We start from the raw sequence: 22,076 nt of genomic DNA, 5'->3' as shown, positions 1-22,076 counted from the left end.
CAGTCTGACCCGCGCGTCGCCAACGACACGCTCGCCAGCCCACGGCAGCGAAGCACGAGGCGCCCGCCCCGGATCCAACCAGGACGGGCGCCTCACCCTGCTCTTGACAGGAAGTCCCTACATATCAGGTGTACCCGGCCAGCGCGTTGGCTCAAGTGCACGGCCAACGAGCCGTGACAGCTCAGAGCAGATCTCGTACCACCGTCGCGATCTTGTCGAATGCTGCGGCGATCGCGGCTAAGGCACTCACCCCGAGGACTACGTTGCGTAGCTGCAAGGGAAGGGGAGGATAGGTGTGCTTGGCGATATCTTCGTCTACCTGCACGTCCGGCAGTTCACCCAGGACGGCGTCGAGAACGTCGACGAGACGTCGAGAGACATCTGCCGCGGGTGAGGCAAGGCCGACCAACAACAGTGCCCGCGGAGCATGGGTCCTACTCCCTGCGGGATAGCGGTCTGCCGCGCGTTTCAACGCAAGCGCTGCAACCCAGGCAGCCTTTCGCTGCACTCGGCGCATCTTCTGCTGATCGTGCTCCACGAACCAGAGTGGATTCATGACGGCGTCCAGCCCGTTCGGACTCCGGTTGCTTGTGTGGTCCGGGTCGACCGCGTCCCAGCAGGTGGCAACCAGTTGCGCCAGCGGATCCAAATACGTGAGGACGAGGTCCAGCAAGAAGATCGAAACGACCAGCAACATCACAGCAGCAACGAGTACGAAGGTGCCCCACACGTCGCGCTCGCGAATGGTTGAGACAAGTATTCTCGGGACCGGCAGAAGGAGAAATGCCAGCCCGATCGCACCTGCGGCGCGGCGGCAGGACAGCCGGGCGGCCCTCCATCCCGCGATTCGGGCGTTCTCCCCATGGTGTCCTAAGAGGTTTGGACTGGCGCAGCGTTCTCCCCATTTGGCGACGCTTTGGCGGGTGAGTCGGCACCAGACCCGTTCCGCTGCAACTGCTGGTGCGGCTAGTGCGACGAAGACTGCCCAAGGGTTCAGCCCGGACCACCCGTAGATGAGGGTAAGTACGGCGAACTGGAGTCCGAGAATTAGACCGCCCAGCGCGATCGGCCAACGCCCGTAGCGGATGGCCTTGTTGACGATCAGCGCCGACCTAGTCAAGGGAGCGGGGGTGCCATCGGCGATTGCTCGTTGGAACGCGGCGCCGAGTTCGACACCCTGAATGACGAGGCAAACGGTGAGGCCCAGGACGGGCCACACCGCAATCACCCTCAGGTATTCAACCAGTTGCTGCACGGCCGGCCCCTCTTTTCTGCCACCTCGGGACCCTGAAGGTGAACCGAGAGGCAGGTTCATTGGTCGCTAACTGACGCTCAACGGTGCTGCCGCCGCCATTGGCCGCACTGAGACGCCCACGAGTCGCCAAGGAGTGCCATCGCTGGGTCAGGTCCCTGCGCCAGTTTGTAGAGACACCGCGACCGCTTCGTGCTCAGGTCTTCTCAGTCGTCGAAGTTGGCGTTGTCGCGCCTGCTGCCGAGCGCCGCATTCGCAGAATCCGCGGATTCGACCGATCACCTGATGTCCCGGCACCCGCGTCCACGGCTGGACGCTCCGCGGCGGTGGCCCCGAATCTGGAGCCTGAGCGTTCGCCACGCCTGCGTCCCTGATGTCGCGTGAGGTGGGCGAGGGATCACTTCTTGTCGCGCGGCGGATTCGGGTCGTTGCCGGGCGCCACGGTGTCGGAGTCGCGGATCTTCCCGTCCCGGCCATGGATGCGGACCTCTCCCCCGCCGGCGTTGTTTACGATCTCCTTCGCCCGGGTGATGGCTTCCTTCTGCGTGTCCTTGTGGTCGCTGGCCCGCTTGGCTCCAGGTGCCTTCACGTCCCAGCCACCGTCGGGGTTCTTCACTACGTGCCGGTTGTTGTCGCCTGTCATCTGACTCTCCATCTCGTCACACCCCCGGATCCCGGGCTGCCGTGGCTTCGCTAAGTGAGTAATATTGTGACAGATTCAACCTATACAGAACATGTCCGACCGGCATTCGGTCGGCCCTGTCGCTCATGGTGACGGCAGTCGATTCTCGCTCTGGTGGCATTGGGGTCAGCGATGTCAGCAGGCACCGAGGAGCTGGCTCAGCAGACGTACCTCGTTTGGTCGTGCAGGCGTTCCTCAACACTGCAGAGCGGCGGCCACACCCAACACGCAAGAAGAGTCCCGCGCCCAGCGCCAGCTGGACCAGCGTAGCCACGAGTAGTTTCCACTGGCCGTCCCTCAGCAGACTTCGTCAGAGGTGGGCCCAGCCGTCGGCGCGGCCGCGCCGAAGCGGCGGCCGTGGCGATGCTGCCGTTCGGCGGCCTCCGACGTTAGCGTCGGAAGCCGGGCGTTCGGCGATGTGCACAGCTAGAGCAGCGCTACACGCCAGTCTTCACTGAACGTAGAGACGTTCAAGTCGGAGCAACGTGTTGCTGTCTTGGAACCAACGATTCCTGGCAAGGCCATCAGCGGACTGAGTCTCCGCTCCGTAAGTGCCGAGAGTGTGCGCTAAGAAACGGCGACCAGTCCTGTGCGAAGTGTCTTGTCGGACGGATCTAGTCCGTAGGTCAATCTGACGGGCGTGTTGGAACCGGTTATCTCCATGAGCGGAACGAGCGGCTGGAGTAGTAGGTCCAGAGCACGGCAGACAGTCTCTGGGGCAGCGTCACTCCTGATGTCGGCGACTGCTCGACGATAGGTACCACCATCGAGCTTCAACTCGAGGACCGTCGTCGATGCAGCGTCGCCGCTTGCGATCTGGTACTGCATCAGGTCGTAGTCGTACCCGTCAACCGGAAGTGTCACCTTCCAACGGTGAGTCGCGGTAGCGATCAACACCCGTCGGAAGTAGGGGTCTTCCTCGACGAAGATGTGGGGGGTATCAGAGTTAGTTCGGGCACGCGATGATCGGACCGCCGAGCTCTGCGTCATGTCGTCCATCATGCTGGTTCTATCGGCAGGATCTTGGACCCGCGCCGTTCCCTGAGACTGTCGAACCGTGGACCAAAGATGCAATCAATCCTCGGTGAGAGTGACGAGCCCGAGTTCGACGAGGAAGGTTCCGACCTTCTCAAGTTGAGCGTTGTTGATCTCCCAGTTCTTCTGTTTAGCCAGTTCTCGAATCTCTTCGAAGCTGACCGAACTTCCTTGCTCGTCAGTGATGAAGTACGTCTTGGCCGCAATGGAAAGCAGGCCCTGGTCGAGCGATCCGATGGTGTCAAAGAGACTGTCGACGGTCTTCTTGAGGTCTGCCGCAAGGTCCGGTTCCTGTAGTTCGACAGCACCCAGTCGTTGACGCCCGGACTCGGTCAGTGAGTAGGTATACCTGATGCCGGGATATCCGCGGCGGTTGACGAAACCCAGGTCAGTCACGGCTTGATTGATCAGACCTGACAGCACGAGTGCTTCGGTTTCTTCCTCAACCGTTGATGAGAATGGGCCGTAGTAGAAAGCGCGGTGACCAAGATTGAGATTGGTCTTCAGGCCGGCAAAGTAGGCGACCTTCTGAAGGGAGGTACGACCGAACTCGGCTTGGCGATCGGTACCGTAGCCAATGAGAGACAGGATGATGTCGCGGACGTTTGCAGTGTTCATATGCTTCCTCCTTCTTACAGTCGCGCAGATGCTTCGGCGATCAGCATCATCGACTCCTTGAACGCCTTTCGGATTTTCTTGACCTTCACCTGACTGAAGGGCTTGTCAGGCGGCTGGATGTAGGCGACCACAGTGATCTTCGGCACCTGTTCAGTAGTAGTGAAGATGTCGGAGACGTCGTTGAGAGGGCGGAAGTTGCCGTCGACCAAGATCGGCACTTGGCTATCGGGAAGCCTGAGGCGGCTTGCGCCACCGATCGGACTCTTGAGGCTTTCCCAGTGGAACACAACCCACTCGGGGTCTACCCCCGCCGCTTCTGCGACGACCTTCTCTGCCTCTGGGACGACCGACATGGCCTTCTTCTGGGGCTTCACAGCATTGCCAGCCAGGTTCAGGCCAAGATCCTGTTCGAGTTCGGCGTGACTTAGACGGCACGTTTCCTTGAGGAGGTGGCGAGTGGTGAGCCCGCTCATCATTGCTCTTGCCCGCGAACCGTCCGGTGCGTCAAGGAGCGTCCGGATGACGCGTTGGTCGTCCCAAAGCAGGTACTCCGCGACGTATGCGTCGTCCGGGACCTCAGGAGGTTCGAAGACGACACGCGGCAACAGTCCTTCTTCGACGCCGAAGAGCATGGCTCTAATCAGCATCTTGTCTGTCGCCACCCGTGTGCGGTGGCCGTAGACCTGTCGGTGCATGTGATACCTGGCGAGAAGGAGCTCCTCGACCGCATAGATGCCCTCTGCGTCGAACCCGAGGTACGAGCCCTGTATGTCGGTGACCTTGCGCATCGATTCGACGACCTTGTACATGTCGAAGCGACCGTAGTTGACTCCGCAGAAGTGCGAGTCGCGTAGCAGGTAGTCGAGTTTGTCGATGTCCGCCGGGCCTGCGATGACATCTCGTTCGAAACTGCGCTTCTCGCCGTGCCCCTTGCCGGAGAGTAGGTCGGCGATCCAGTGCGAGAGGTCCTTGCCGAGGGCTTTGGCGACGGGATCGTGATGGAGGACGATGGCCGCGCTGATTGCCTCATGGATGTGTTCACGTCCGGTGAGTTCTTCGTAGACCATCTCGCTGACGTGAGAAAACGCCCCGTGCCCGAGGTCGTGACACAGCCCAGCCGCGCGAAGCCGTTTCGCGTCCTCGTCGAGGACTGTGGCGACGTGGCCGGCGATGTGCGCTGCTCCGATGCAGTGTTCAAATCGGGAGTGCCGGGCACCCGGATACACGAGATGGGTGAATGCAAGTTGCTGGATTCCTCGAAGCCGTTGAAACGCCGGGGAGTCCACAACTTTCCACTCGTGGGGATCAAGGTTGATGAGCCCGTGGATCGGGTCCCGAACTTCCCGGCTGGCCAACGGAGACTCCCACCTAGGCATTTCGGGCCGGCTGACCCGTGGACAACTTCAGACATCCTAGGCACACCTTTCTGCAAAGGGAGGGAATCAGTCTATATCGAACAGGCGTTCGATTCAATCAGGAGGCGAGAACCACGGCTTCGTGGCGCACTGGCCACAGCCCTCCCGTTCTCCGAGCGCCGGCAGCACTAGGCATCCTCGTAGCGGGCCCTCACTATGGCTTAAAACCCTGCGGGCACCTCGAAGAGCGTGTGCACTTTTCCGACCCATCGGCGTCCGTACGCGTCAAACAGACAAGGGACCCGGCGAGGCCCTCAGGGGGCCCTGCCGGTTCAGATGACGCACGACTGGGTCTTGACGCCGAGGCACGACTTGCCTGAATCTTACTCTTGGGCGACGTCGGAACAATGCTCGGGCAAGGTGAGGTGCCACCCCGCTTGGCGCATTCAATTGGAAGCCGAGCCGACGAGTTCTCAAGTCCGGAGGCGACGCCATGGTAATCGTGGGAGTCAAGGCACTGTTCGGAGTCGCTGCGGCGGTGCTCTACACCCTCGCCGGTGCGAGCATGCTTCACGGAGCGACTTCAGTTCCCGGATACCTACCCGGGGAGGGCGCCGAGTACGTGATCACCCTCTTCGGCGCTGCAATGACGGCCTTTGTTGCGGCGCAACTCGGCGTGGCGATCGGTTCACCGGACAAGGACGACAACGACGAGCGCCTCGGTGTCGTAGCCAGGCTTGATGCGCGATCGGATCTGACCAGAGGAACCAGTCGGGTGACGATCGCCGTGCTGTTGTTCGACGTTGTTGTCCTCTGCGCTGTGGGCCTGATCTTTGTTTGGCTCTACATCTCGCCCTCGGATATCGAGGTAGCAAAGGGCGCCAAAGAACTCACGAAGGCGCCGGACTACATCAGTTTGCAGGCCAAGGCATTCATCGCGCTTGTCGTTGCGGGAGCAGGCGGCGTCGGTGTAGCTGCGGCCAAATAGTCGTGTCGATTACGGATCAGCCGGGCTCCGACTGGTGCCAGCACCTGCGCTCATCCGAAGACCGAAAGAAGTTCGGTGCGCACGGGGTCTGGCCGGATCGCTGACCGCCGCAGGGGTCGATCAGTAGTCCTCCTGACCAGCGCTCGCAGAGGCTCAAGATGGGGCATCCGACTCCGCGCAATGCGCGACACAGCCGTGAACTACCACGACACCAACCCACTCCACGCATGTGACGACATCGCGTTCCGCGGAGACCTGCTCGCATCCGGCCAACAACGCCGATCGGAGGCCCCTTCGGCCGTACTTCTCCCGCAGGGCCTCAACCTCCCAGATTCCTGAGGCCACTCGTTCGAACGTGCCGAACACGACCAGGACACCTTCGAGCTTGTACGCGAACCGTTCGCCCACGGCCTCGGAATTGAGAAAGCCCGCACACTCCTTCGGAAGTACTCGCTGAACGAACACCGAGCAGACGAGGATGCTGCCTGGGAACATCCAGTTCCCGCCCAACTAGGCGAACCTCCACACGACGAACTACTGCCAGAACGCTCCAGTCAGGAGCAGTTCTCGTCGACAAACTCGCGCAATTCCCTTGAGTCGGACCGTGCATCGGGATCCGACTGCACAGTCTCGTGAGACAACACCTTCTTGATGCGGTCCTCAGCCTGCTTTAGAGCATCGGAGTCTGCACTCGGTCGAAGCAGCGCTCCGTTGGCGAGTGCGCACCTGTCGTCGCCATAGGTGTTCAAGCTCGTAGTCAGGGCCGGCCACCAGAGTTTGCCGCCGCGTGGCCGGAAGCCTGTGAGGGTGATGGCTCGCTGAATGATGATGGGGGCAGTCGTGTCCTCGATGGTCACGTCGTGGCGGATAACTACCTCGAGGGACAAGCGGAGGGTCGGCGCCTGGGTGCCGTCGTCCTGTTTGGCCTTATTCGTGGTCGTTTTCCAGCGAACCGCGAGGACACGCGCCGGTTCGACGGGCGGCTGATCAAAGCGCGAGGCGATCACGAACTGCCAGTCCAGTCCGGCGGCGATGTCGTTCATGTTCGCTTTGTAGTTGGCGACTGTGTCCGAGTATTGGCCTTCGAGGACGTAGCTCACGGCCTCGTTGGGGGTCATGGATTGAACTGTCGGCGAGATACCTCGGCTGATGATGTCGAGAGCTTGGCGAGCAAACTCGACGACGTCGGCCCTGACGAACCCGTGGGGGGTTTCAGTTGGCAGCCCATCCAGCGTCAGCTCTGCCGACGCCTGATCAGTCGCGCGACTGAGCTCCTGACGTGCCTCGGCTAGAGAGTCATTCTCCGGTGTCGAAGTCGCAGAAGTGTCTCGGCGATCACCATCGCAACCTGTGAGCCAAAGGAGGATCGTGCCAAGGAGAAGCAGAACGAGAACAGCACGCTGTCGACGCAAAGGACGCAGGGAACCGTCGGCGTACTGGGGGTACGAAGCAGTCCCTGTGGGCTCGTCCGAGTGACTGGCTTGGTGGGACATAGGGATCCTTCGACGCGGTCCAGGGCGGTCGACGACATGGCGACCAACTTGAGTTCATACGTTAGACGTATACATCTAAGCGGTAGAGGCCTATGCGTTGCAGGCTCTGGCCCGAAACATCTCAGCCCGATGGGGTTAAGACATGCCCCGCGCCGCAAGTTCCGACGACGATGAGTTCGAACACGCGCGAATCGAGTTCGGCAACCGCATCCGGGCGGTCCGCCAATCCCAGGGGAAGTCCCTTGAGTCTCTTGCCGAAGGCAGTTCGCTGCACTGGTCGTTTGTGTCCCGCGTTGAACGCGGTCACGGCAACGTGACCTTCAAGAGCCTGCTTCGACTGGCCGAGGCGCTCGGGGTGGACCCGGGCGACCTCGTCTCAGGCCTCAACATCGAACACTGATCAGGGGCGACACGAACTCCGGCGCCAGGCGTGAACAGCGGTCACGTATCGCGGCCACCGACCACGACGCAACCGAGCCTTCGGCCGGCACCGGCATAGTGTCCTCATGGGGATGAGCGATTCTGAGTCCATTGACGAACCGGACGTTTCGCTCCTCGCCGTCGACAGGCGTGTTGTTCGTCAACCGACGTCGGCCGCGCCGACCGAGTGGGTCGGACTGATTGAAAGCGACGTGGCGATCACCACCGCTGGTCTACCCGACGGCGAAGAGGTCTGGGTCTCCCAAGACGTCCTCGAGGCGCACGTCGAGTCACACCTTCTCGGCATACCGGTTCTTGTCAGCCTTCCCGAAGCCGAGCCCTATGACGCGGTTGCAGACATGACCAAACAACTGGAAGCCGACAGGTCGAAGGTCTACACCCATTCGTTCCAGGTCGAGGCCGCGCATGTGGCCTTTGCCCCGAGCGAGGATGCGCTACTTGCGCCGTTTCTTTTCACGCTGGTGTACATGCCGGCAGACGCGGTCGACTCGCACGACATCGACAGGCTGGCGCGCGACGAGGCCCTGACAGCGATCACATCGGGAGCTCACGCTTGGCTTCTCGAACTCTGGCGCTGGGCAGGGGTTGTGGGCGCACGCCGGGTCCCGCTGCGGCGCCAGCACTACTACCGCTACCTCGCAGATGTCATCAGACCGGAGGGCGAATCCTTCGAAGTCATGCCCTACCCCCATCGGACCACCATCCGCGACTCTCAGTTGGTACTGCCGCGCAAAGCATCACCGCTCACCCCCGACACCTTCACCGAGATCGTCAACCTCGTCGCCGCTGGAACACCCGCCCCAGCCGCCCCACTCCTCGTGATGCGCGCCGTTGACATCGCCGACGGCGGCGACCTTCGCACAGCAATGGTTCTGATCGGAACAGCTCTCGATCTGGTCCTGGACGAAGCATGGGATGACTCCCGCACCCCAAGCTCAAACTTGCCTGACCTGAGCGGAACGCTCGGCCGCAAGATCAAGACCTTCGAAGCCAACTCTGTCGCGCTCCCTCTCGCGCTCGCTGGTTCAGCCCTTCAAGCCGACGTGGTCGACGTCCGCAACGCGGCCGCTCACGGCGACGAGTTGCCGGCGGACGAGGTGTGGGGCGCCCTGTCCGTCATGGTCGATATCGCACAGGAACGCTGGCCGGAAGGTCCGCCAAGCCAGTGGAGAGCCATACCCGGCATGTAGCCCTTCACAGAAGGCCTATGGCTCGCGTTTCTCTCGATGCCCCGCTCCCGTCGCCCGTCTGGCGTCGGCGTGGGCGACCACAAGGTCACAGGTTGCGCACCGATCAGACAGCGTGAGCACGCGGTCGAGCTCACATTGGTCTCCTAGAACAGCGCGACTTGTTCACGAATCCCGGAGTACGGGCCGGACTCACCGCGTTGGCGGCTGATACGGGCCTCGATCAACGGGATGTAGCCGGCCTCGCGCTCAACTGCGATACATGAAACTCCTTCGGCGATGCAGGCTTCGACCGTTGTCCCTGAACCTCCGAACGGGTCGAGAACCGTCCCACCCGGAGGCGTCACCAGTCGAACAAGTTCGCGCATCAGCGCAAGTGGCTTGACTGTCGGATGCTTCACCCCGTCAACCGCGACCCGTTCTCGTGAGCTTGGCTTCGCATGCCAGAAGAACCTCGAAGGAAGGCTCGCATCGATCCCGTCGAGGAGCCGGCACTGGTGTTCGTCCAGGTACGCGTTGGTGGGCCACCGGTTGTCACCAAGCCGACCGCCGTCGATGTTGATCGCACCGGTGCGATGGGTGGTCAGGTTGTTGGCGACGGTGCCGTCGAGCGGCACCCGCGCGAACACGATCGGCTCGAAAGCCGGCTTCAAAGCGGTGCCCCAACCCTCCCATGTGTCGCTCGAATCGGAGGCGCCCTGCGTCGACCGCTTCTGTTCAAGATTCTGTACAGCCGTACCAGCGTTCAACGACTTCGGAAAGCCCGTCGCGTACAACCACGCCAGCGAATCTCGTATCTCGAACCCGGTCGTCTCTGCGGCGGTCGCGAGTCGGTGCCAGGTCCTAGTGCCGCCGAAGGCAACCAGGTGACCTCCCGGCTTGAGTACACGAAGACATTCGCCGAGCCAAAGTTCGCACCATCGTTGGAAGTGAACCGGGTCGTTGTCGGCGTACCCGCGCGAGTGTGTGGCCGTCTCGTTCCAGTTTGCAGACTGTTGACCCAACATCTCGGCGTCCGCATATTGCTTCCACTCCGCTTCTGGCGACCCTTCCCGTCCACCGGGCTCGCTGCCACCGGGAGCGAGACGCGACCGGCCGGCAGGGGACCGGATCGCATACGGCGGGTCGGTGACGACCGCATCGATCGACCCCGCAGGGAGTGTTCGCAACAACGTGAAGGCATCTGCATGATGGACCGTGACGCGTGACGCGTTCGAGTGGGTGCGCATGCGCCGGGTTATCGGCGCACCACAGACCCAACCGGGGCCGCAGACCAACGGATCGCCAGATCCACCAGGTCCGCTTCGGAACGTCGGCGGGTGCTGTCAGATCGAATGCCGCCTGGGCTGACGGCTCAAGCCGTCAAGTCAGCCCAGAGGATCAGCTGTTCGGGGACCAGGCGGATGCCGCCGAAGCTCCACAACATTCGTTGCTTCATCCCCACTGATGCCGAGCAGAGCCGCTCGAACATCGCACGTGCGGTACTGCCGCAAGATGGCTCCGAGTTCCTCGCCAGACATGTCGGCCGCCAACACCAGAGCCGACAACAGCTCTCTTCGATTGGTTCTCTCGCCGGCGTCCTCGGCCCGTGTCACCAACTCGTCCAAACGCTTGTCCAGTGCCAATGGCCACCGAAACGCTGCCTGCTTGTCCCTGCTTCGCGACAACAGTTCTCCAAGCGACACCCGGTCGGGTTCACGGGTCATGTCGGAGCCACCACCTACATTAGAAATATGTCTAATCGAGGTCTATCTGACCTCATCGTGTCCATGATGGCCGCCGGTGGGGTTAAAGCGCTACCCGCGCGCGATCACCGGGATTGCCACGTCGCGCTGGGGACGTTGTTGGACGAGCGCTCCGAGGCGGGCGATCGCCTGTGGGCCCGGTTCTCTGGTCCTCCACAGGAACGCGCCACTGCGCGCCACCAACGTCAAGTGGATGGCGTGACGGTGGCGCTGTGGGACTTGGTGAACCGTGGCTTGCTGAGCGTGTACGACGGCCCCGATGGCGCGGCCTACATGCTCGGTCGGGATGCATCAACGCAGGTCCTGCGCGACATGCTCCGACTTCCAGCAGTCGAGGTGTCGTTGATCTATCGCGCCGGTGCCGACTGGGGGGCGGCCTCAACGTCGCGGAACATTCGTGCGAGAGCGGTGTCGTCGTGCGGGTCGATCCGGCGGTCGAAGCGCGCGTAGTTCTTCCATGTCGTCGATGGAGCGCGCCAGGCTGCTTGAAGACGCAGGAGACCGCCGTACCGTCCAGTCTCAATGGGGGTTGAGGTCACTCGATAGATGCGTTGCCGATCGCGGCTGACGGTCGGCGGCCAACGACCCTCCCAGCGACCTACTAGCCCCGTCCCTTCGACTCGCTTCCACGAGACGCAGGACGTTCGATTGATCAGTCGCAGGGCCTCGGCTGGAGTTGGCCGGCGGGCAGGGTCCTTGTGTGTCATCGCACGGACGATCGAGGCTACTGCGGGCGGAACCCACGGCATGGGCGCGAAGTACGGGTCGCTGAGTGCCCGTCTGCCTTCGGCGAGCCGCTTGCTGATCTTGTCGTGGTCGAGGTGATCGAAGTTCGGGGCGCCGTGCAGCAGTTCCAGTGCCACCATTCCCGCTCCGTAGACATCGGCGGCGGTGGTGATGCTTCCGACGATGGATTCGGGCGCCTGGTAGAGCTCTGTGCATCCGCCGGCTGGTACGACTCCGGATGCGTCGAGCAATGCAGCGCTTCCGAAGTCGCCCAGATATCCGCGACTACGTTCGCCGTCGAGCATCACGTTGCCAGGCTTGACGTCTCGGTGAACGATCCGGTGGGTGTTGTGAAGGTGGTCGAGGGCATCCAAAACGTCTGCAGTGATGCGCAGTGCGGCGGAAACCGAGAAACGGTGCCCCGTGTCCAGCGCGGCGGCGACTGACAGACCCTCACAGAAGTCAGTCGTGAACGTGACGACCTTGAGCGATGGGTCGTGACCTGCTGCCCATTGGGCTTCACGGACCCGGACGATGCGCGGGTGTTCGATGTCCTTCAAGAGCCTGGGTTCGCTGGACGCGATGCCGCCTGGGACTCCGAGCAGCGAAATCGTCTTGGAGACGACTCGTTGTTCGAACAGTTCGTGGAGGTGGAGCTCGGTCTTTCCCTGGCTTCCGTAGCCGACCGTCTGGAGGAACGCGTAGGTCGGCCGTTGAAGGAACTGGACGTGGAGCTGGGGATCCTCACTCATCTTCGTCACCTTGCAACGTGTGTGCCTTGGAGTCGGCAACACCAGCGAGTGCCGCCATGGCGGCAAGGTCCCGCTTCTTCTTCCAGTGCGGGCTCTGCGGTGCAGCGATGAGTTCGTCGACGTATGTCTCGATCCCGCCGGTAGCGGGGAGGTCGAGCCAGACCTTGGCGGTCGGACGAGACACCCGTACAAACGGGATGTCGTCTTCTGCCGCGGCGAAGGCGACCACGGCCTCCATCGTGATGCGGGGCTCTGCGGCGTGATACCCCATCTTGTGTCGTCCGTCGTTGCCAGCACTGAGCAGGACGACACGTCCGATGGACAGGTTGCGGAGCACGCGACGAACATCGTCGCGGGCGGCCATAAGCCCTTCACCCGACTCGAGACCAGCAGGGCGATCGACCCGAAAGACAGGGCAGGCGACGAGGCCGTCGTCGTCAGCGCAGGCGAGCCAGAGAGTCTCGGATGAACCGTTGACTCCAAGGACGCGCATGCTCTACCTGCCTTGCTCAGAAGCTCGGCCCACCAGTACACCGGATCGGACTGGCGAGCGCGACCACATTCGACACATGGCAGCACACCTGGCCCGCAACTACTCCCAGAATGCTCCAGGCTCGACACCCAACGCCTCAGCCAGAGCGCCCAGTCGGCTCGAACCAAGGTCATGAAGACCGGCCTCCAAGCGGGCCACCGTCACCCGGTTCACCCCGATCGCATCCGCGACCTCTTGCTGCGTCAAGCCAGCCGCAACTCGCAACGCACGCACCCGGCCAGCCAGGCGGCTGACCTCAGGGTTCGTCTCAACACCCACGGCGCAACCACCGATACAACCCAAAGGCAGGCCGCGCGGCTGTGGGAGGGAGGACCAAACGGTTCAACTCCACCTCCAGCGCCTGCTGCGGAGAACGAACCGGCCGCTGCCCGATTCTGCTGGTCAGCGGCCGATTCAATTACCTGAGAGCGGTCCAGGGATTTACCTGAATCGCTCCACGTGCGCGAGGGGGGATTTGAACCCCCACGCCCTTTCGGACACTGCGACCTGAACGCAGCGCGTCTGCCGTTCCGCCACTCGCGCGTGAAGCGTCGGCAAGGTTATCCCAGTCCTCACCGCTCGCCCAAAACCGGGTGACGAACCGCGGGGTCGCGGACGATGTACCGGGTGCGGAAGGGTGCCACCGATACGATCGAGAGACCCGTCAGGCGACCTCGGAAGGGAGGGCACCCCACGTGGGGGGACTGCAGCGCTTCGAGCAGCGCCTCGAGCAAGCGATCTCGGGCGCCTTCGCGCGCACCTTCCGGAGCGCCGTCCAGCCGGTCGAGATCGCGGCCGCTCTCCAGCGCGAGCTGGACAACAAGGCGCAGGTGCTGTCGCGGCACCGCCGACTGGTGCCCAACAGCTTCGCCGTCGAGCTCTCCCCGGGCGACCTGGAGCGGCTGGGGCCCTACGACTCCGCGCTCGAGACCGAGCTCGTCGAGCAGCTCACCGAGCACGCCGAGCTGCAGTCCTACGTCTTCCCCGGCCCGATCCGGATCGTCTTCGAGGCCGCTGACGACCTCGGCACCGGGCGGTTCCGGGTCCGCAGCCAGGCCGAGGCCACCGTCACCGGTCACTCGCGTCGCGGCGGCAACCAGCGCACCCGCGCGGTCATCGAGGTCAACGGCACCCAGCACCCGCTGCAGCCGCCGGGCCTGGTGGTCGGTCGCGGCAGCGAGGCCGACATCCGGATCAACGACCCGGGCGTGAGCCGGCGGCACGCCGAGTTCCTGATCAGCACCCAGTCCGGTGACGGCTTCGCCCCCGGCGAGGGGCCGCTCCTCATCGAGGTCCACGACATGGGTTCCACCAACGGCATCCGGGTCGACGGACAGAAGGTCGCCCGCGCCGTGCTGCGCGAGGGCTCCCGCGTCCAGATCGGCCACACGTCGCTCGTACTTCGAATGCTCGAGGAGGCGGCCGATGTCTGAGCTGACCCTGTTCCTGGTCCGGATCGCCTACCTCGCGATCCTGTGGATCTTCGTCCTCTCCGCCATCTCGGTGATCCGGTCCGACATGTTCGGTGCGCGGGTTCCCGCGCCCGCCAGCCCCGGCAAGCAGCCCAAGCCGGCGAAGGCCCCCGCCCCGCGCCGCGGCCAGCCCAAGCAGGTCGCCGTCGTCCAGGGCGTCAACACGGGCATCGTCGCCGACCTCGCGCACGCGCCCGTCCTCATCGGCCGCGGCAACGACGCGGCCATCCGGCTCGACGACGACTACGTCTCCACCCGGCACGCACGGATCGTGTCGTCCGGCGGGCAGTGGTACGTCGAGGACCTCGGCTCCACCAACGGCACCTACATCGGCAGCCAGCGGCTCACCCAGCCCGTCCCCGTGGGCCTCGGCTCGCAGATCCGGATCGGAAAGACCATCGTGGAGCTGAGGAAGTAGATGACCGAACCGACAGCACCGGACGGTCCCGAGGCTCCCCTCCCGCCGCCCGCCCCGCCGATCGCCGAGCCGCTTCCCGAGCCCACCAGCGACCGCCCCGTCGACCCGGACCCCATCTCGGGCCCGACGGTCGAGAACGACACGGTCCTTCCGCCGGTCCCGGTCGACACCGTCGACGCCCCCACTCCCGCGCCGCGGCCGGCCCTGGCGTTCAGCTTCCACGCGGTCTCCGACGTGGGCCGGGTCCGCAAGGACAACCAGGACTCCGGGTACGCCGGCCCGTGGCTGCTCGCCGTCTGCGACGGGGTCGGGGGTGCGGCCCGCGGTGACATCGCGTCCAGCACGGCCGTCAACGAGCTGCGCCAGCTCGACGAGGCACCCGGTTCGGTCGACCTGATCCACCGGATCACCGACGGCCTCAACGAGGCCCACGTCTCCATCGGCGCCCAGGTCGACCAGGACCCCTCGCTCAACGGCACGAGCACGACGGTCACCGTCGGGCTCTTCGACGGCGCCCGGCTCGCGCTCGGGCACGTCGGCGACTCGCGCGCCTACCTGTACCGCGACGGCGAGCTGTCCCAGCTCACCAGCGACCACACGTTCGTCCAGAGCCTGATCGACGAGGGCCGGATCACCGAGGAGGAGGCGCGGGTCCACCCGCACCGCAACCTCATCCTCAAGGCCCTCGACGGCCTGCACGACGTCGAGCCGGACCTTTTCACGATCGAGCTCGTCGCCGGCGACCGCCTGTTCTTCTGCAGTGACGGCGCGTGCGGTGTGCTCGACGACCCGCGGATCACCGAGATCCTCGCCGACGGGACCCCCGAGTTCTCGGCGGTCGAGATGGTCCGGGCCAGCCTCGAGGCCGGCAGCTCCGACAACGTGACCTGCGTGGTCGCCGACGTCCATCTCGCTCCCCAGGCGGGCGACACGGCCGTCGTACCCCCGGAGGCGCAGGTCGTCGGCGCTGCCGCCGAGCTCAGGCACCGCCGTCCGCGGGCCCTGTTCCGCGGCCATCGCTCCGGTGACACGGGCGAGCTCGAGCCGATCGACGAGGAGATCCTGCCCGGCGTCGAGTACGCCATCCGCGCCGATCCGCCGCCGGACCCCGAAGCGGTCCGCTACGCCCTGCAGCCCCCGCCGCGGTTCACCTGGGCGCGCCGCCTGCTCGCGCTCGCCGTCCTCCTCGGCCTGGTCTGGGTGGTCCTCGGTACGGCGTACTGGTGGAGCCAGCGGCAGTACTACATCGGCGAGGAGAAGGGTGAGGTCGTGCTCTTCCAGGGCGTCGACGTCCCGGGCCTCTCCGACGTCGTCTGGCGCCCCGGCCTGTCCTTCGACGACCTCAGCCAGGCCGACAAGAGCGCCGTCGACGGCCGGCTGAACTACGACAACTACGAAGACGCCGTCAAGAAGCTGCGCCAGCTCGGCGACCAGACGGACCCGGCGCCGAACGACGACCCGACCGAGGAGCCCTCCGTCACGCCCCCGACGTCCACCACCACGTCCGCGCCGCCGCCCACCACGCCCGCCGGCGAGGCGAGCGACTTCGGCAGCCCCGACGGCTCCTGAGCGAACCGCGACGGCACTGACATGGCCACCAACTCAGCCCTGATGGGCTTCGTCCACCGCCGGAGGCGGGGCGCGGAGCTCTTCTTGCTGGTCCTCGCGCTGCTCGTCGGCGTCGGCGCGTACGCCGCCGTCGGGCTCGGCGTCGACGGCGAGGTCCCGACGAACCTGATCGGGTACGGCGGCTGGTTGACCCTGCTCGTCGTCGCCGCCCACGTCGCGGTCCGCAGGGTCGCGCCGTACGCCGACCCGGTGCTGTTGCCCGTGGTGGCGGCCCTCAACGGCCTGGGCCTGGCGATCATCCACCGCCTCGACCTGGCCAAGGAGAGCGGGCTGGCCAGCCAGCAGCTGACCTGGATGACGCTCGGTGTCGTGCTGTTCATCGGCACCCTGGTGGTCCTGCCCGACCACCGGCTGCTCGCGCGCTTCACCTACACCTCGGGCCTGGCAGCCATCGCGCTGCTGATCCTGCCGATGCTCCCGGTGCTCGGCACCGAGATCAACGGCGCCCGGATCTGGATCTCGATCGGCCCGTTCAGCTTCCAGCCGGGCGAGATCGCGAAGCTGCTCCTCGTCATCACCTTCGCCGGCTACCTCGTGGTCCACCGCGACGCGCTCGCCCTGGCCGGCCGCCGGGTGCTGTTCCTGGACCTGCCCCGTGGCCGCGACCTCGGGCCGATCCTGATGATGTGGGTCGTCAGCCTCGGCATCCTCATCCTGCAGCGCGACCTCGGCTCCAGCCTGCTGTTCTTCGGCCTCTTCCTGGTGATGCTGTACGTCGCCACCGAGCGCCCGGGCTGGATCGTGGTGGGCGCGCTGATGTTCTTCAGCGGCGCCGCGACGGCCGTGCGGATCTTCGGCCACGTGCAGAACCGTGTCGACATCTGGCTCGACCCGTTCGCCGACCCGAGCGGCAGCGGCTACCAGCTGGTCCAGGCCCTCTACGGCTTCGCCTGGGGCGGCCTGATCGGGCGCGGCCTCGGTGAAGGCATGCCCGAGCGGGTGCCGTACGCCGAGTCCGACTTCATCCTCGCCGCGATCGGCGAGGAGCTCGGCCTGACCGCTGTCATGGCTGTCCTGCTGCTCTACGGACTCGTCGTCGAGCGCGCCCTGCGTGCAGCCCTGATCTCGCGCGACGGCTTCGGCAAGCTGGTCGCCACCGGCCTCGCGGCCGTGTTCGCGCTGCAGATCTTCGTAGTCATCGGCGGCGTCACCCGGCTGATCCCGCTGACCGGCCTCACCACACCGTTCCTGTCGTACGGCGGTTCTTCCCTGGTCGCGAACTGGGTGATCATCGCGATCCTGCTGCGCATCTCCGACCAGGCCCGCCGCCCGGTGCCCGACCTCAACGAGCAGCAGGAAGACCCCGACGACCAGCAGACCCAGATCGTGAAGGTGGTGCCGCAGTGAACAAGCCGATCCGCGCGGTCTCCATCTTCTGCATGTTCCTGTTCCTCGCCCTGATGGCGAACGTGACGTTCCTGCAGTTCTGGAAGGCCGACGACTACAACACCGATCCGAAGAACTCCCGGGTCGCGGCCGCCGCGTTCAGCCGTGAGCGGGGCCTGATCCTGGTCGGCGAGGAGCCGATCGCCCGCAGTGAACCGGTCGACGACCAGTACAAGTACCTCCGGGTCTATCCCGAGAAGCAGCTGTACGCGTCGGTCACCGGCTACCTCCAGCTCGGCAGCCAGACCGGCATCGAGCGCAGCCAGAACGAGGTGCTCTCGGGAGAGGACCCGCGGCTGTTCGTGAACCGCCTCGTCGACCTGCTCAAGGGCGACACCAACCAGGGCGGCAACGTCCTGCTGACCCTCGACCCGGCCGCCCAGCGCGCTGCCTACAAGTCGTTGCGTGACACCGTCGGTCCCGAGGGCGAGGGTGCGGTCGTGGCGATCGAGCCGAAGACCGGCCGGATCCTCGCGATGGTGTCGTTCCCGTCGTACGACCCGAACCAGCTGGCCTCCCACGACCGGGAGGTCCGCGAGAAGGCGTACGACCGCCTCGACGCCAGCAAGCGCCAGCCGCTGCTCAACCGCGCGATCCAGACCCGGCTCTTCCCCGGCTCGACGTTCAAGGTGGTCACCGCTGCCGCCGCGATCGAGAACGGGCTCTATGACGCCGACGACGACGTCCCCGCGGGCGCGACCTGGCAGGCCCCCGGCACGACGGGCTCCCAGAACGTGATCGACAACGAGGGTCGCAGCGGCTGCAACCCCGCGAAGATCTCGTTCTCGGCGGCGATGGAGAACTCCTGCAACACGGCCTTCGCGAAGATGGCGGTCGAGCTGGGACCGGAGAAGCTGCGCGAGCAGGCCGAGGCGTTCGGCTTCAACAGCGACTACCTGCGGGATCTCGGCCCGCAGGCGCGGTCGGTGTTCCCCGAAGAGGTCATCGACACGATCGACGGCGTCCAGCAGGACCCGCGCGATCTCAATGACGCCGAGACGGCCCGCTCCGGCTTCGGCCAGTTCTCGGTCCAGTCGACGCCGCTCCAGATGGCGATGGTGGTCTCCGCGATCGCCAACCGGGGCTCGCTGATGCGGCCCTACCTCGTCGACGAGGTGCAGACCGCGACGTTCGACGTCCTGGAGACGACCGAGCCGGAGAGCCTCCGTGACGCGATCTCGCCCCAGACCGCGGACCAGCTCACGGACCTGCTGGTCGCGACCGTCGACGACGGCACCGCCTCGCCCGCCGCGATCGACGGCGTCAGCGTCGCCGGCAAGACCGGTACCGCCCAGCGCGGTGTGACCGGGAAGGCACCGTACGGGTGGTTTGTGTCCTTCGCGCCTGCGGAAGACGCTCAGGTCGCGGTGGCCGTGATGATCCAGGAAGCACCCGGCAAGCAGATCGCGGGCGGCCAGCTCGGCGGCCCGATCGCAAAGGCAGTGATGGAAGCGGTGTTGAAGAAGTGAACTCGGCACAGGGGCAGTTCGCAGACCAGGCAGGTCGCTATCACCTCGACTCCGTGATCGCCACCGGCGGCATGGGCGTGGTGTGGCGGGGCACCGACACGCGCCTCAACCGTTCCGTCGCCGTGAAGGTGCTCAAGCCCGAGTACGCCGACGACCCGATGTTCCGCACCCGCTTCGAGGCCGAGGCGCGCAGTGCCGCTGCCCTGCACCACCCGGGCATCGCGGGCGTCTACGACTACGGCGCCGGCGAGGTCAGCGGCAACATGCCGCCGTACCTCGTCATGGAGCTGGTCGACGGCCAGCCGCTCTCGAACCTGCTCGCGACCGCGCGCGGCAACGACCGCACGCTCGACACCGCCGTCGTGCAGGACCTCATCGCACAGACCGGCGAGGCGCTGGCCGTGGCGCACCGGGCCGGGACCGTGCACCGCGACGTGAAGCCCGCAAACCTGCTGATCACCGCCGACCGCCGGGTCAAGATCACCGACTTCGGCATTGCCCGCGCGGCCGACGCCGTGGCGCTGACCCGCACCGGATCGGTGATGGGCACCCCGCAGTACCTCAGCCCTGAGCAGGCCCGCGGCAACCCGTCCACGCCCGCCTCCGACGTCTACTCGCTGGGTGTCGTGGCCTTCGAGTGCCTCACCGGCCGGCGTCCCTTCGATGCCGAGACACCCGTCGCCACGGCCCTCGCGCACCTGCAGCAGCCGGTCCCGGCGCTGCCCTCGACGGTGCCGCCGGCGCTGGCCGCGATCGTCACGCGCGCCCTCTCCAAGGACCCTGCCGACCGCTACCCGGACGGAGCGGCGTTCGCCGCCGCCGTACGCGGGGCCGACCTGGGGGCCGGTCCGGTTCCCGGCGCGTTCCCGCCGCCGTCCGAGGGCTCCACCCAGGTCCTGCCGTCGGTCACCGGTCCGATCCCGCCGGCCACGCCGACCCACACCCCGATGCCCGTCCCCGTGCCCGCCCAGCCGATCCAGCGCCTGGACGCGCCGGGCGCCTACGCCGGCTCCCCGGAGAACCAGCGCGAGGGGCGCTCCCCGTGGCCCGTCGCGATCGCCGTCATCCTGCTCGTCATCGCCGCAGTGGTCGTGGCCGCGCTGCTGCTCGGGCGCGACCGCGACGACGACCCGGCCGCCGACGACACCACCTCCGACGTGACCTCCGAGGCCACCACGGAGTCGTCCTCGAGCGAGCCCACCGAGACCACCGAGACCACCCCCGAAGCCACCACGGTCCAGGTCGATGACACCCCGTACTCCTGCACCGCCGACTACCGCGATGCGGTGGCCGACCTGCAGGACGACGGTCTCCAGGTCACCTGGGAGCAGGACTCCACCGTCAACGACGGCACCTGCCCCGCCGACACCGTGAGCCGCTTCTCCACCAACGGCACCCTGAACGAGGGCGACCCGATCACCGTCTACTACTGGGGCCCGGTCGTCGAACCGTCCGAGGAGACCAGCCCGACCGACGAGACCACTGACCCGAGCAACCCGCTCACCGAACTCCCAGGGGGTGAAGACGGATGACGACTCCCCCCACCGAACCCGGCTCCAGCGGCACCACGGTCGGCGGCCGCTACGAGCTCGCCGAGCTCCTCGGCCGCGGCGGCATGGCCGAGGTCCGCAAGGGCACCGACACGCGACTCGGCCGCGTCGTCGCCGTCAAGCGCCTGCGCACCGACCTCGCCAGCGACCCGACCTTCCAGGCCCGGTTCCGCCGTGAGGCACAGTCGTCCGCCTCGCTGAACCACCCCTCGATCGTGTCGGTCTACGACACGGGCGAGGAGCGCACCGTCGGCGGCGTCGACGACGGCGAGATCGTCCCCTACATCGTCATGGAGTACGTCGCCGGGCGGACCCTGCGCGACATCCTGCGCGAGGGTCGCAAGATCCTGCCCGAGCGCGCCCTGGAGATCACCAGCGGCGTGCTGTCCGCGCTGGACTACAGCCACCGCGCGGGGATCATCCACCGCGACATCAAGCCCGGCAACGTGATGCTCACGCCGTCGGGTGACGTGAAGGTGATGGACTTCGGCATCGCCCGCGCGATGAGCGACGCCCAGTCGTCGATGACACAGACCGCTGCGGTCGTCGGTACGGCGCAGTACCTCTCCCCGGAGCAGGCGCGGGGCGAGACCGTCGACTCCCGCTCCGACGTGTACTCCGCCGGCTGCCTGCTCTACGAGCTCCTCACCGGACGGCCGCCGTTCGTCGGCGACTCACCCGTGGCCGTCGCGTACCAGCACGTGCGGGAGCCCGCCGTACCCCCGTCGACGCACGAGGGTGACCTCACGCCGCAGATCGACGCGATCGTGATGAAGTCGCTCGCCAAGCGCGTCGAGGACCGCTACCAGTCCGCCGCGCAGATGCGCGCCGACATCGAGCGCTACCTCGCCGGCCGCCCGGTCCAGGCGGCCGTGGCCGACAACACGGCCCTCGTGTCGCCCGTTCCCGTCGTGACGGGGCCCGCGACCAGCACGAGCGACGCGCACCACGAGACCGCCGTCCGTTCGGCAGTGCCGCCGGTGCGCGACGACGACCGGCGCAGCCGGGTCGCACTGTGGGTCGTGCTCGGCGTCCTCCTCCTCGCCCTGCTCGCCACGGCAGCCGTCGTGTGGCCGAAGCTCTTCGACACCGAGGCGCCCGACGTGAAGGTGCCGTCGGTGATCGGCCTCGACAGCGACCTGGCCCGGGACCGGATCGGCGACGTCGGCCTGGCCATCGACGACCGCACCACCGAGTGCAGCGACGACTACCCCGAAGGCGGGCAGGTCATCAAGCAGGACCCGCTGGGCGACCGCTACATCGAGCCCACCGGGACGGTCTTCCTGACCCTGTCCACCGGACCCTGCGACTTCCCGCTCCCGCCGGTCACCGACCAGCTGTTCAAG

The 22,076-nt window shown here is 65.8% G+C and carries 22 protein-coding genes and 1 tRNA gene; 10 read left to right on the top strand and 13 right to left on the bottom strand.

Features of this window, described 5'->3' with window-relative positions:
* Positions 1–181: 181 nt before the first annotated feature.
* The 5 genes from ACOADB_RS02580 to ACOADB_RS02560 form a co-directional block, all read right to left on the bottom strand.
* Positions 182–1,255, bottom strand: coding sequence for a hypothetical protein (locus ACOADB_RS02580; protein ID WP_378596348.1), 1,074 nt, complete (start codon positions 1,253–1,255; stop codon positions 182–184).
* 394 nt (positions 1,256–1,649) lie between these two features.
* A complete protein-coding gene (locus ACOADB_RS02575) occupies positions 1,650–1,895 on the bottom strand; it encodes a DUF2188 domain-containing protein (protein WP_378596347.1) in 246 nt (81 codons plus the stop codon).
* A 606-nt stretch (positions 1,896–2,501) separates the two neighbouring features.
* Positions 2,502–2,933, bottom strand: coding sequence for a hypothetical protein (locus ACOADB_RS02570; RefSeq protein ID WP_378596346.1), 432 nt, complete (start codon positions 2,931–2,933; stop codon positions 2,502–2,504).
* A 75-nt stretch (positions 2,934–3,008) separates the two neighbouring features.
* Entirely contained in the window at positions 3,009–3,587 is a 579-nt protein-coding gene (locus tag ACOADB_RS02565) for a hypothetical protein (protein ID WP_378596345.1), read from the bottom strand.
* Positions 3,588–3,601: 14 nt separating this feature from the next.
* The gene (locus ACOADB_RS02560) at positions 3,602–4,942 is read right to left on the bottom strand and encodes an HD domain-containing protein (RefSeq protein ID WP_378596344.1); all 1,341 of its coding nucleotides are present in this window, start codon (positions 4,940–4,942) and stop codon (positions 3,602–3,604) included.
* 493 nt (positions 4,943–5,435) lie between these two features.
* Here ACOADB_RS02560 and ACOADB_RS02555 point away from each other — a divergent pair, with 493 nt between their 5' ends.
* Positions 5,436–5,930, top strand: coding sequence for a hypothetical protein (locus tag ACOADB_RS02555; protein WP_378596343.1), 495 nt, complete (start codon positions 5,436–5,438; stop codon positions 5,928–5,930).
* Positions 5,931–6,083: 153 nt separating this feature from the next.
* On the opposite strand, the gene ACOADB_RS02550 is transcribed toward ACOADB_RS02555, so the two are convergent.
* A complete protein-coding gene (locus tag ACOADB_RS02550; protein WP_378596342.1) occupies positions 6,084–6,440 on the bottom strand; it encodes a hypothetical protein in 357 nt (118 codons plus the stop codon).
* 44 nt (positions 6,441–6,484) lie between these two features.
* Positions 6,485–7,048, bottom strand: a complete 564-nt coding sequence (locus ACOADB_RS02545; protein WP_378596341.1) for a hypothetical protein — start codon at positions 7,046–7,048, stop codon at positions 6,485–6,487.
* Between the two features lie 517 nt (positions 7,049–7,565).
* Here ACOADB_RS02545 and ACOADB_RS02540 point away from each other — a divergent pair.
* Both ACOADB_RS02540 and ACOADB_RS02535 read left to right on the top strand, forming a co-directional pair.
* Positions 7,566–7,823, top strand: a complete 258-nt coding sequence (locus ACOADB_RS02540) for a helix-turn-helix domain-containing protein (protein ID WP_378596340.1) — start codon at positions 7,566–7,568, stop codon at positions 7,821–7,823.
* Positions 7,824–7,935: 112 nt separating this feature from the next.
* On the top strand, positions 7,936–9,054 hold the full coding sequence (locus ACOADB_RS02535; protein ID WP_378596339.1) for a hypothetical protein: 1,119 nt from the start codon (positions 7,936–7,938) through the stop codon (positions 9,052–9,054).
* A gap of 143 nt (positions 9,055–9,197) precedes the next feature.
* On the opposite strand, the gene ACOADB_RS02530 is transcribed toward ACOADB_RS02535, so the two are convergent.
* From ACOADB_RS02530 to ACOADB_RS02505, 6 genes are all read right to left on the bottom strand, one after another.
* Complete coding sequence (locus tag ACOADB_RS02530) at positions 9,198–10,280, bottom strand: DNA-methyltransferase (RefSeq protein ID WP_378596338.1); 1,083 nt, start codon at positions 10,278–10,280, stop codon at positions 9,198–9,200.
* Positions 10,281–10,418: 138 nt separating this feature from the next.
* Positions 10,419–10,757 (bottom strand): hypothetical protein, encoded by a 339-nt coding sequence (locus ACOADB_RS02525; RefSeq protein WP_378596337.1) that lies wholly within the window; start codon positions 10,755–10,757, stop codon positions 10,419–10,421.
* Positions 10,758–11,143: 386 nt separating this feature from the next.
* Positions 11,144–12,274 (bottom strand): serine/threonine-protein kinase, encoded by a 1,131-nt coding sequence (locus tag ACOADB_RS02520; protein ID WP_378596336.1) that lies wholly within the window; start codon positions 12,272–12,274, stop codon positions 11,144–11,146.
* Positions 12,267–12,638, bottom strand: a complete 372-nt coding sequence (locus tag ACOADB_RS02515; RefSeq protein ID WP_378596335.1) for a hypothetical protein — start codon at positions 12,636–12,638, stop codon at positions 12,267–12,269. Before ACOADB_RS02515 ends, ACOADB_RS02520 begins: the two co-directional genes overlap by 8 nt.
* Positions 12,639–12,866: 228 nt before the next feature.
* Complete coding sequence (locus ACOADB_RS02510) at positions 12,867–13,085, bottom strand: helix-turn-helix domain-containing protein (protein ID WP_378596334.1); 219 nt, start codon at positions 13,083–13,085, stop codon at positions 12,867–12,869.
* 181 nt (positions 13,086–13,266) lie between these two features.
* Positions 13,267–13,349: transfer RNA gene (locus ACOADB_RS02505), tRNA-Leu, on the bottom strand.
* Between the two features lie 152 nt (positions 13,350–13,501).
* On the opposite strand from ACOADB_RS02505, the gene ACOADB_RS02500 reads away from it, so the two are divergent.
* The 7 genes from ACOADB_RS02500 to pknB form a co-directional block, all read left to right on the top strand.
* Positions 13,502–14,239 (top strand): FhaA domain-containing protein, encoded by a 738-nt coding sequence (locus ACOADB_RS02500; RefSeq protein WP_378596333.1) that lies wholly within the window; start codon positions 13,502–13,504, stop codon positions 14,237–14,239.
* Positions 14,232–14,696: an FHA domain-containing protein FhaB/FipA gene (locus ACOADB_RS02495; protein WP_378596332.1), complete on the top strand. Its 465-nt coding sequence runs from the start codon at positions 14,232–14,234 to the stop codon at positions 14,694–14,696. The genes ACOADB_RS02500 and ACOADB_RS02495 overlap by 8 nt, the downstream gene beginning before the upstream one ends.
* Positions 14,697–16,265, top strand: a complete 1,569-nt coding sequence (locus ACOADB_RS02490) for a PP2C family protein-serine/threonine phosphatase (protein ID WP_378596331.1) — start codon at positions 14,697–14,699, stop codon at positions 16,263–16,265.
* A gap of 21 nt (positions 16,266–16,286) precedes the next feature.
* Positions 16,287–17,672 (top strand): FtsW/RodA/SpoVE family cell cycle protein, encoded by a 1,386-nt coding sequence (locus ACOADB_RS02485; RefSeq protein WP_378596330.1) that lies wholly within the window; start codon positions 16,287–16,289, stop codon positions 17,670–17,672.
* A complete protein-coding gene (locus ACOADB_RS02480) occupies positions 17,669–19,180 on the top strand; it encodes a peptidoglycan D,D-transpeptidase FtsI family protein (RefSeq protein WP_378596329.1) in 1,512 nt (503 codons plus the stop codon). The genes ACOADB_RS02485 and ACOADB_RS02480 overlap by 4 nt, the downstream gene beginning before the upstream one ends.
* Complete coding sequence (locus tag ACOADB_RS02475) at positions 19,177–20,712, top strand: serine/threonine-protein kinase (RefSeq protein ID WP_378596328.1); 1,536 nt, start codon at positions 19,177–19,179, stop codon at positions 20,710–20,712. The genes ACOADB_RS02480 and ACOADB_RS02475 overlap by 4 nt, the downstream gene beginning before the upstream one ends.
* A partial coding sequence (pknB, locus tag ACOADB_RS02470) for a Stk1 family PASTA domain-containing Ser/Thr kinase (protein ID WP_378596327.1) occupies positions 20,709–22,076 on the top strand: 1,368 nt, incomplete at its 3' end. The genes ACOADB_RS02475 and pknB, both read left to right, overlap by 4 nt.

It is taken from the genome of Nocardioides sp. CPCC 206348 (genome assembly GCF_048654705.1).
GTDB lineage: Bacteria > Actinomycetota > Actinomycetes > Propionibacteriales > Nocardioidaceae > Nocardioides.
The sequence above is the reverse complement of the archived record's forward strand: the minus strand, read 5'-3'. Positions and strand labels throughout refer to the sequence as shown.

Coding starts and splice junctions, on each gene's coding strand:
- ACOADB_RS02575 (WP_378596347.1), bottom strand. CDS start 1,895: ATGACAGGCGACAACAACCGGCACGTAGTGAAGAACCCCGACGGTGGC.
- ACOADB_RS02570 (WP_378596346.1), bottom strand. CDS start 2,933: ATGGACGACATGACGCAGAGCTCGGCGGTCCGATCATCGCGTGCCCGA.
- ACOADB_RS02565 (WP_378596345.1), bottom strand. CDS start 3,587: ATGAACACTGCAAACGTCCGCGACATCATCCTGTCTCTCATTGGCTAC.
- ACOADB_RS02555 (WP_378596343.1), top strand. CDS start 5,436: ATGGTAATCGTGGGAGTCAAGGCACTGTTCGGAGTCGCTGCGGCGGTG.
- ACOADB_RS02545 (WP_378596341.1), bottom strand. CDS start 7,048: ATGACCCCCAACGAGGCCGTGAGCTACGTCCTCGAAGGCCAATACTCG.
- ACOADB_RS02540 (WP_378596340.1), top strand. CDS start 7,566: ATGCCCCGCGCCGCAAGTTCCGACGACGATGAGTTCGAACACGCGCGA.
- ACOADB_RS02535 (WP_378596339.1), top strand. CDS start 7,936: ATGAGCGATTCTGAGTCCATTGACGAACCGGACGTTTCGCTCCTCGCC.
- ACOADB_RS02530 (WP_378596338.1), bottom strand. CDS start 10,280: ATGCGCACCCACTCGAACGCGTCACGCGTCACGGTCCATCATGCAGAT.
- ACOADB_RS02525 (WP_378596337.1), bottom strand. CDS start 10,757: ATGACCCGTGAACCCGACCGGGTGTCGCTTGGAGAACTGTTGTCGCGA.
- ACOADB_RS02520 (WP_378596336.1), bottom strand. CDS start 12,274: ATGAGTGAGGATCCCCAGCTCCACGTCCAGTTCCTTCAACGGCCGACC.
- ACOADB_RS02515 (WP_378596335.1), bottom strand. CDS start 12,638: ATGGCCGCCCGCGACGATGTTCGTCGCGTGCTCCGCAACCTGTCCATC.
- ACOADB_RS02495 (WP_378596332.1), top strand. CDS start 14,232: ATGTCTGAGCTGACCCTGTTCCTGGTCCGGATCGCCTACCTCGCGATC.
- ACOADB_RS02490 (WP_378596331.1), top strand. CDS start 14,697: ATGACCGAACCGACAGCACCGGACGGTCCCGAGGCTCCCCTCCCGCCG.
- ACOADB_RS02485 (WP_378596330.1), top strand. CDS start 16,287: ATGGCCACCAACTCAGCCCTGATGGGCTTCGTCCACCGCCGGAGGCGG.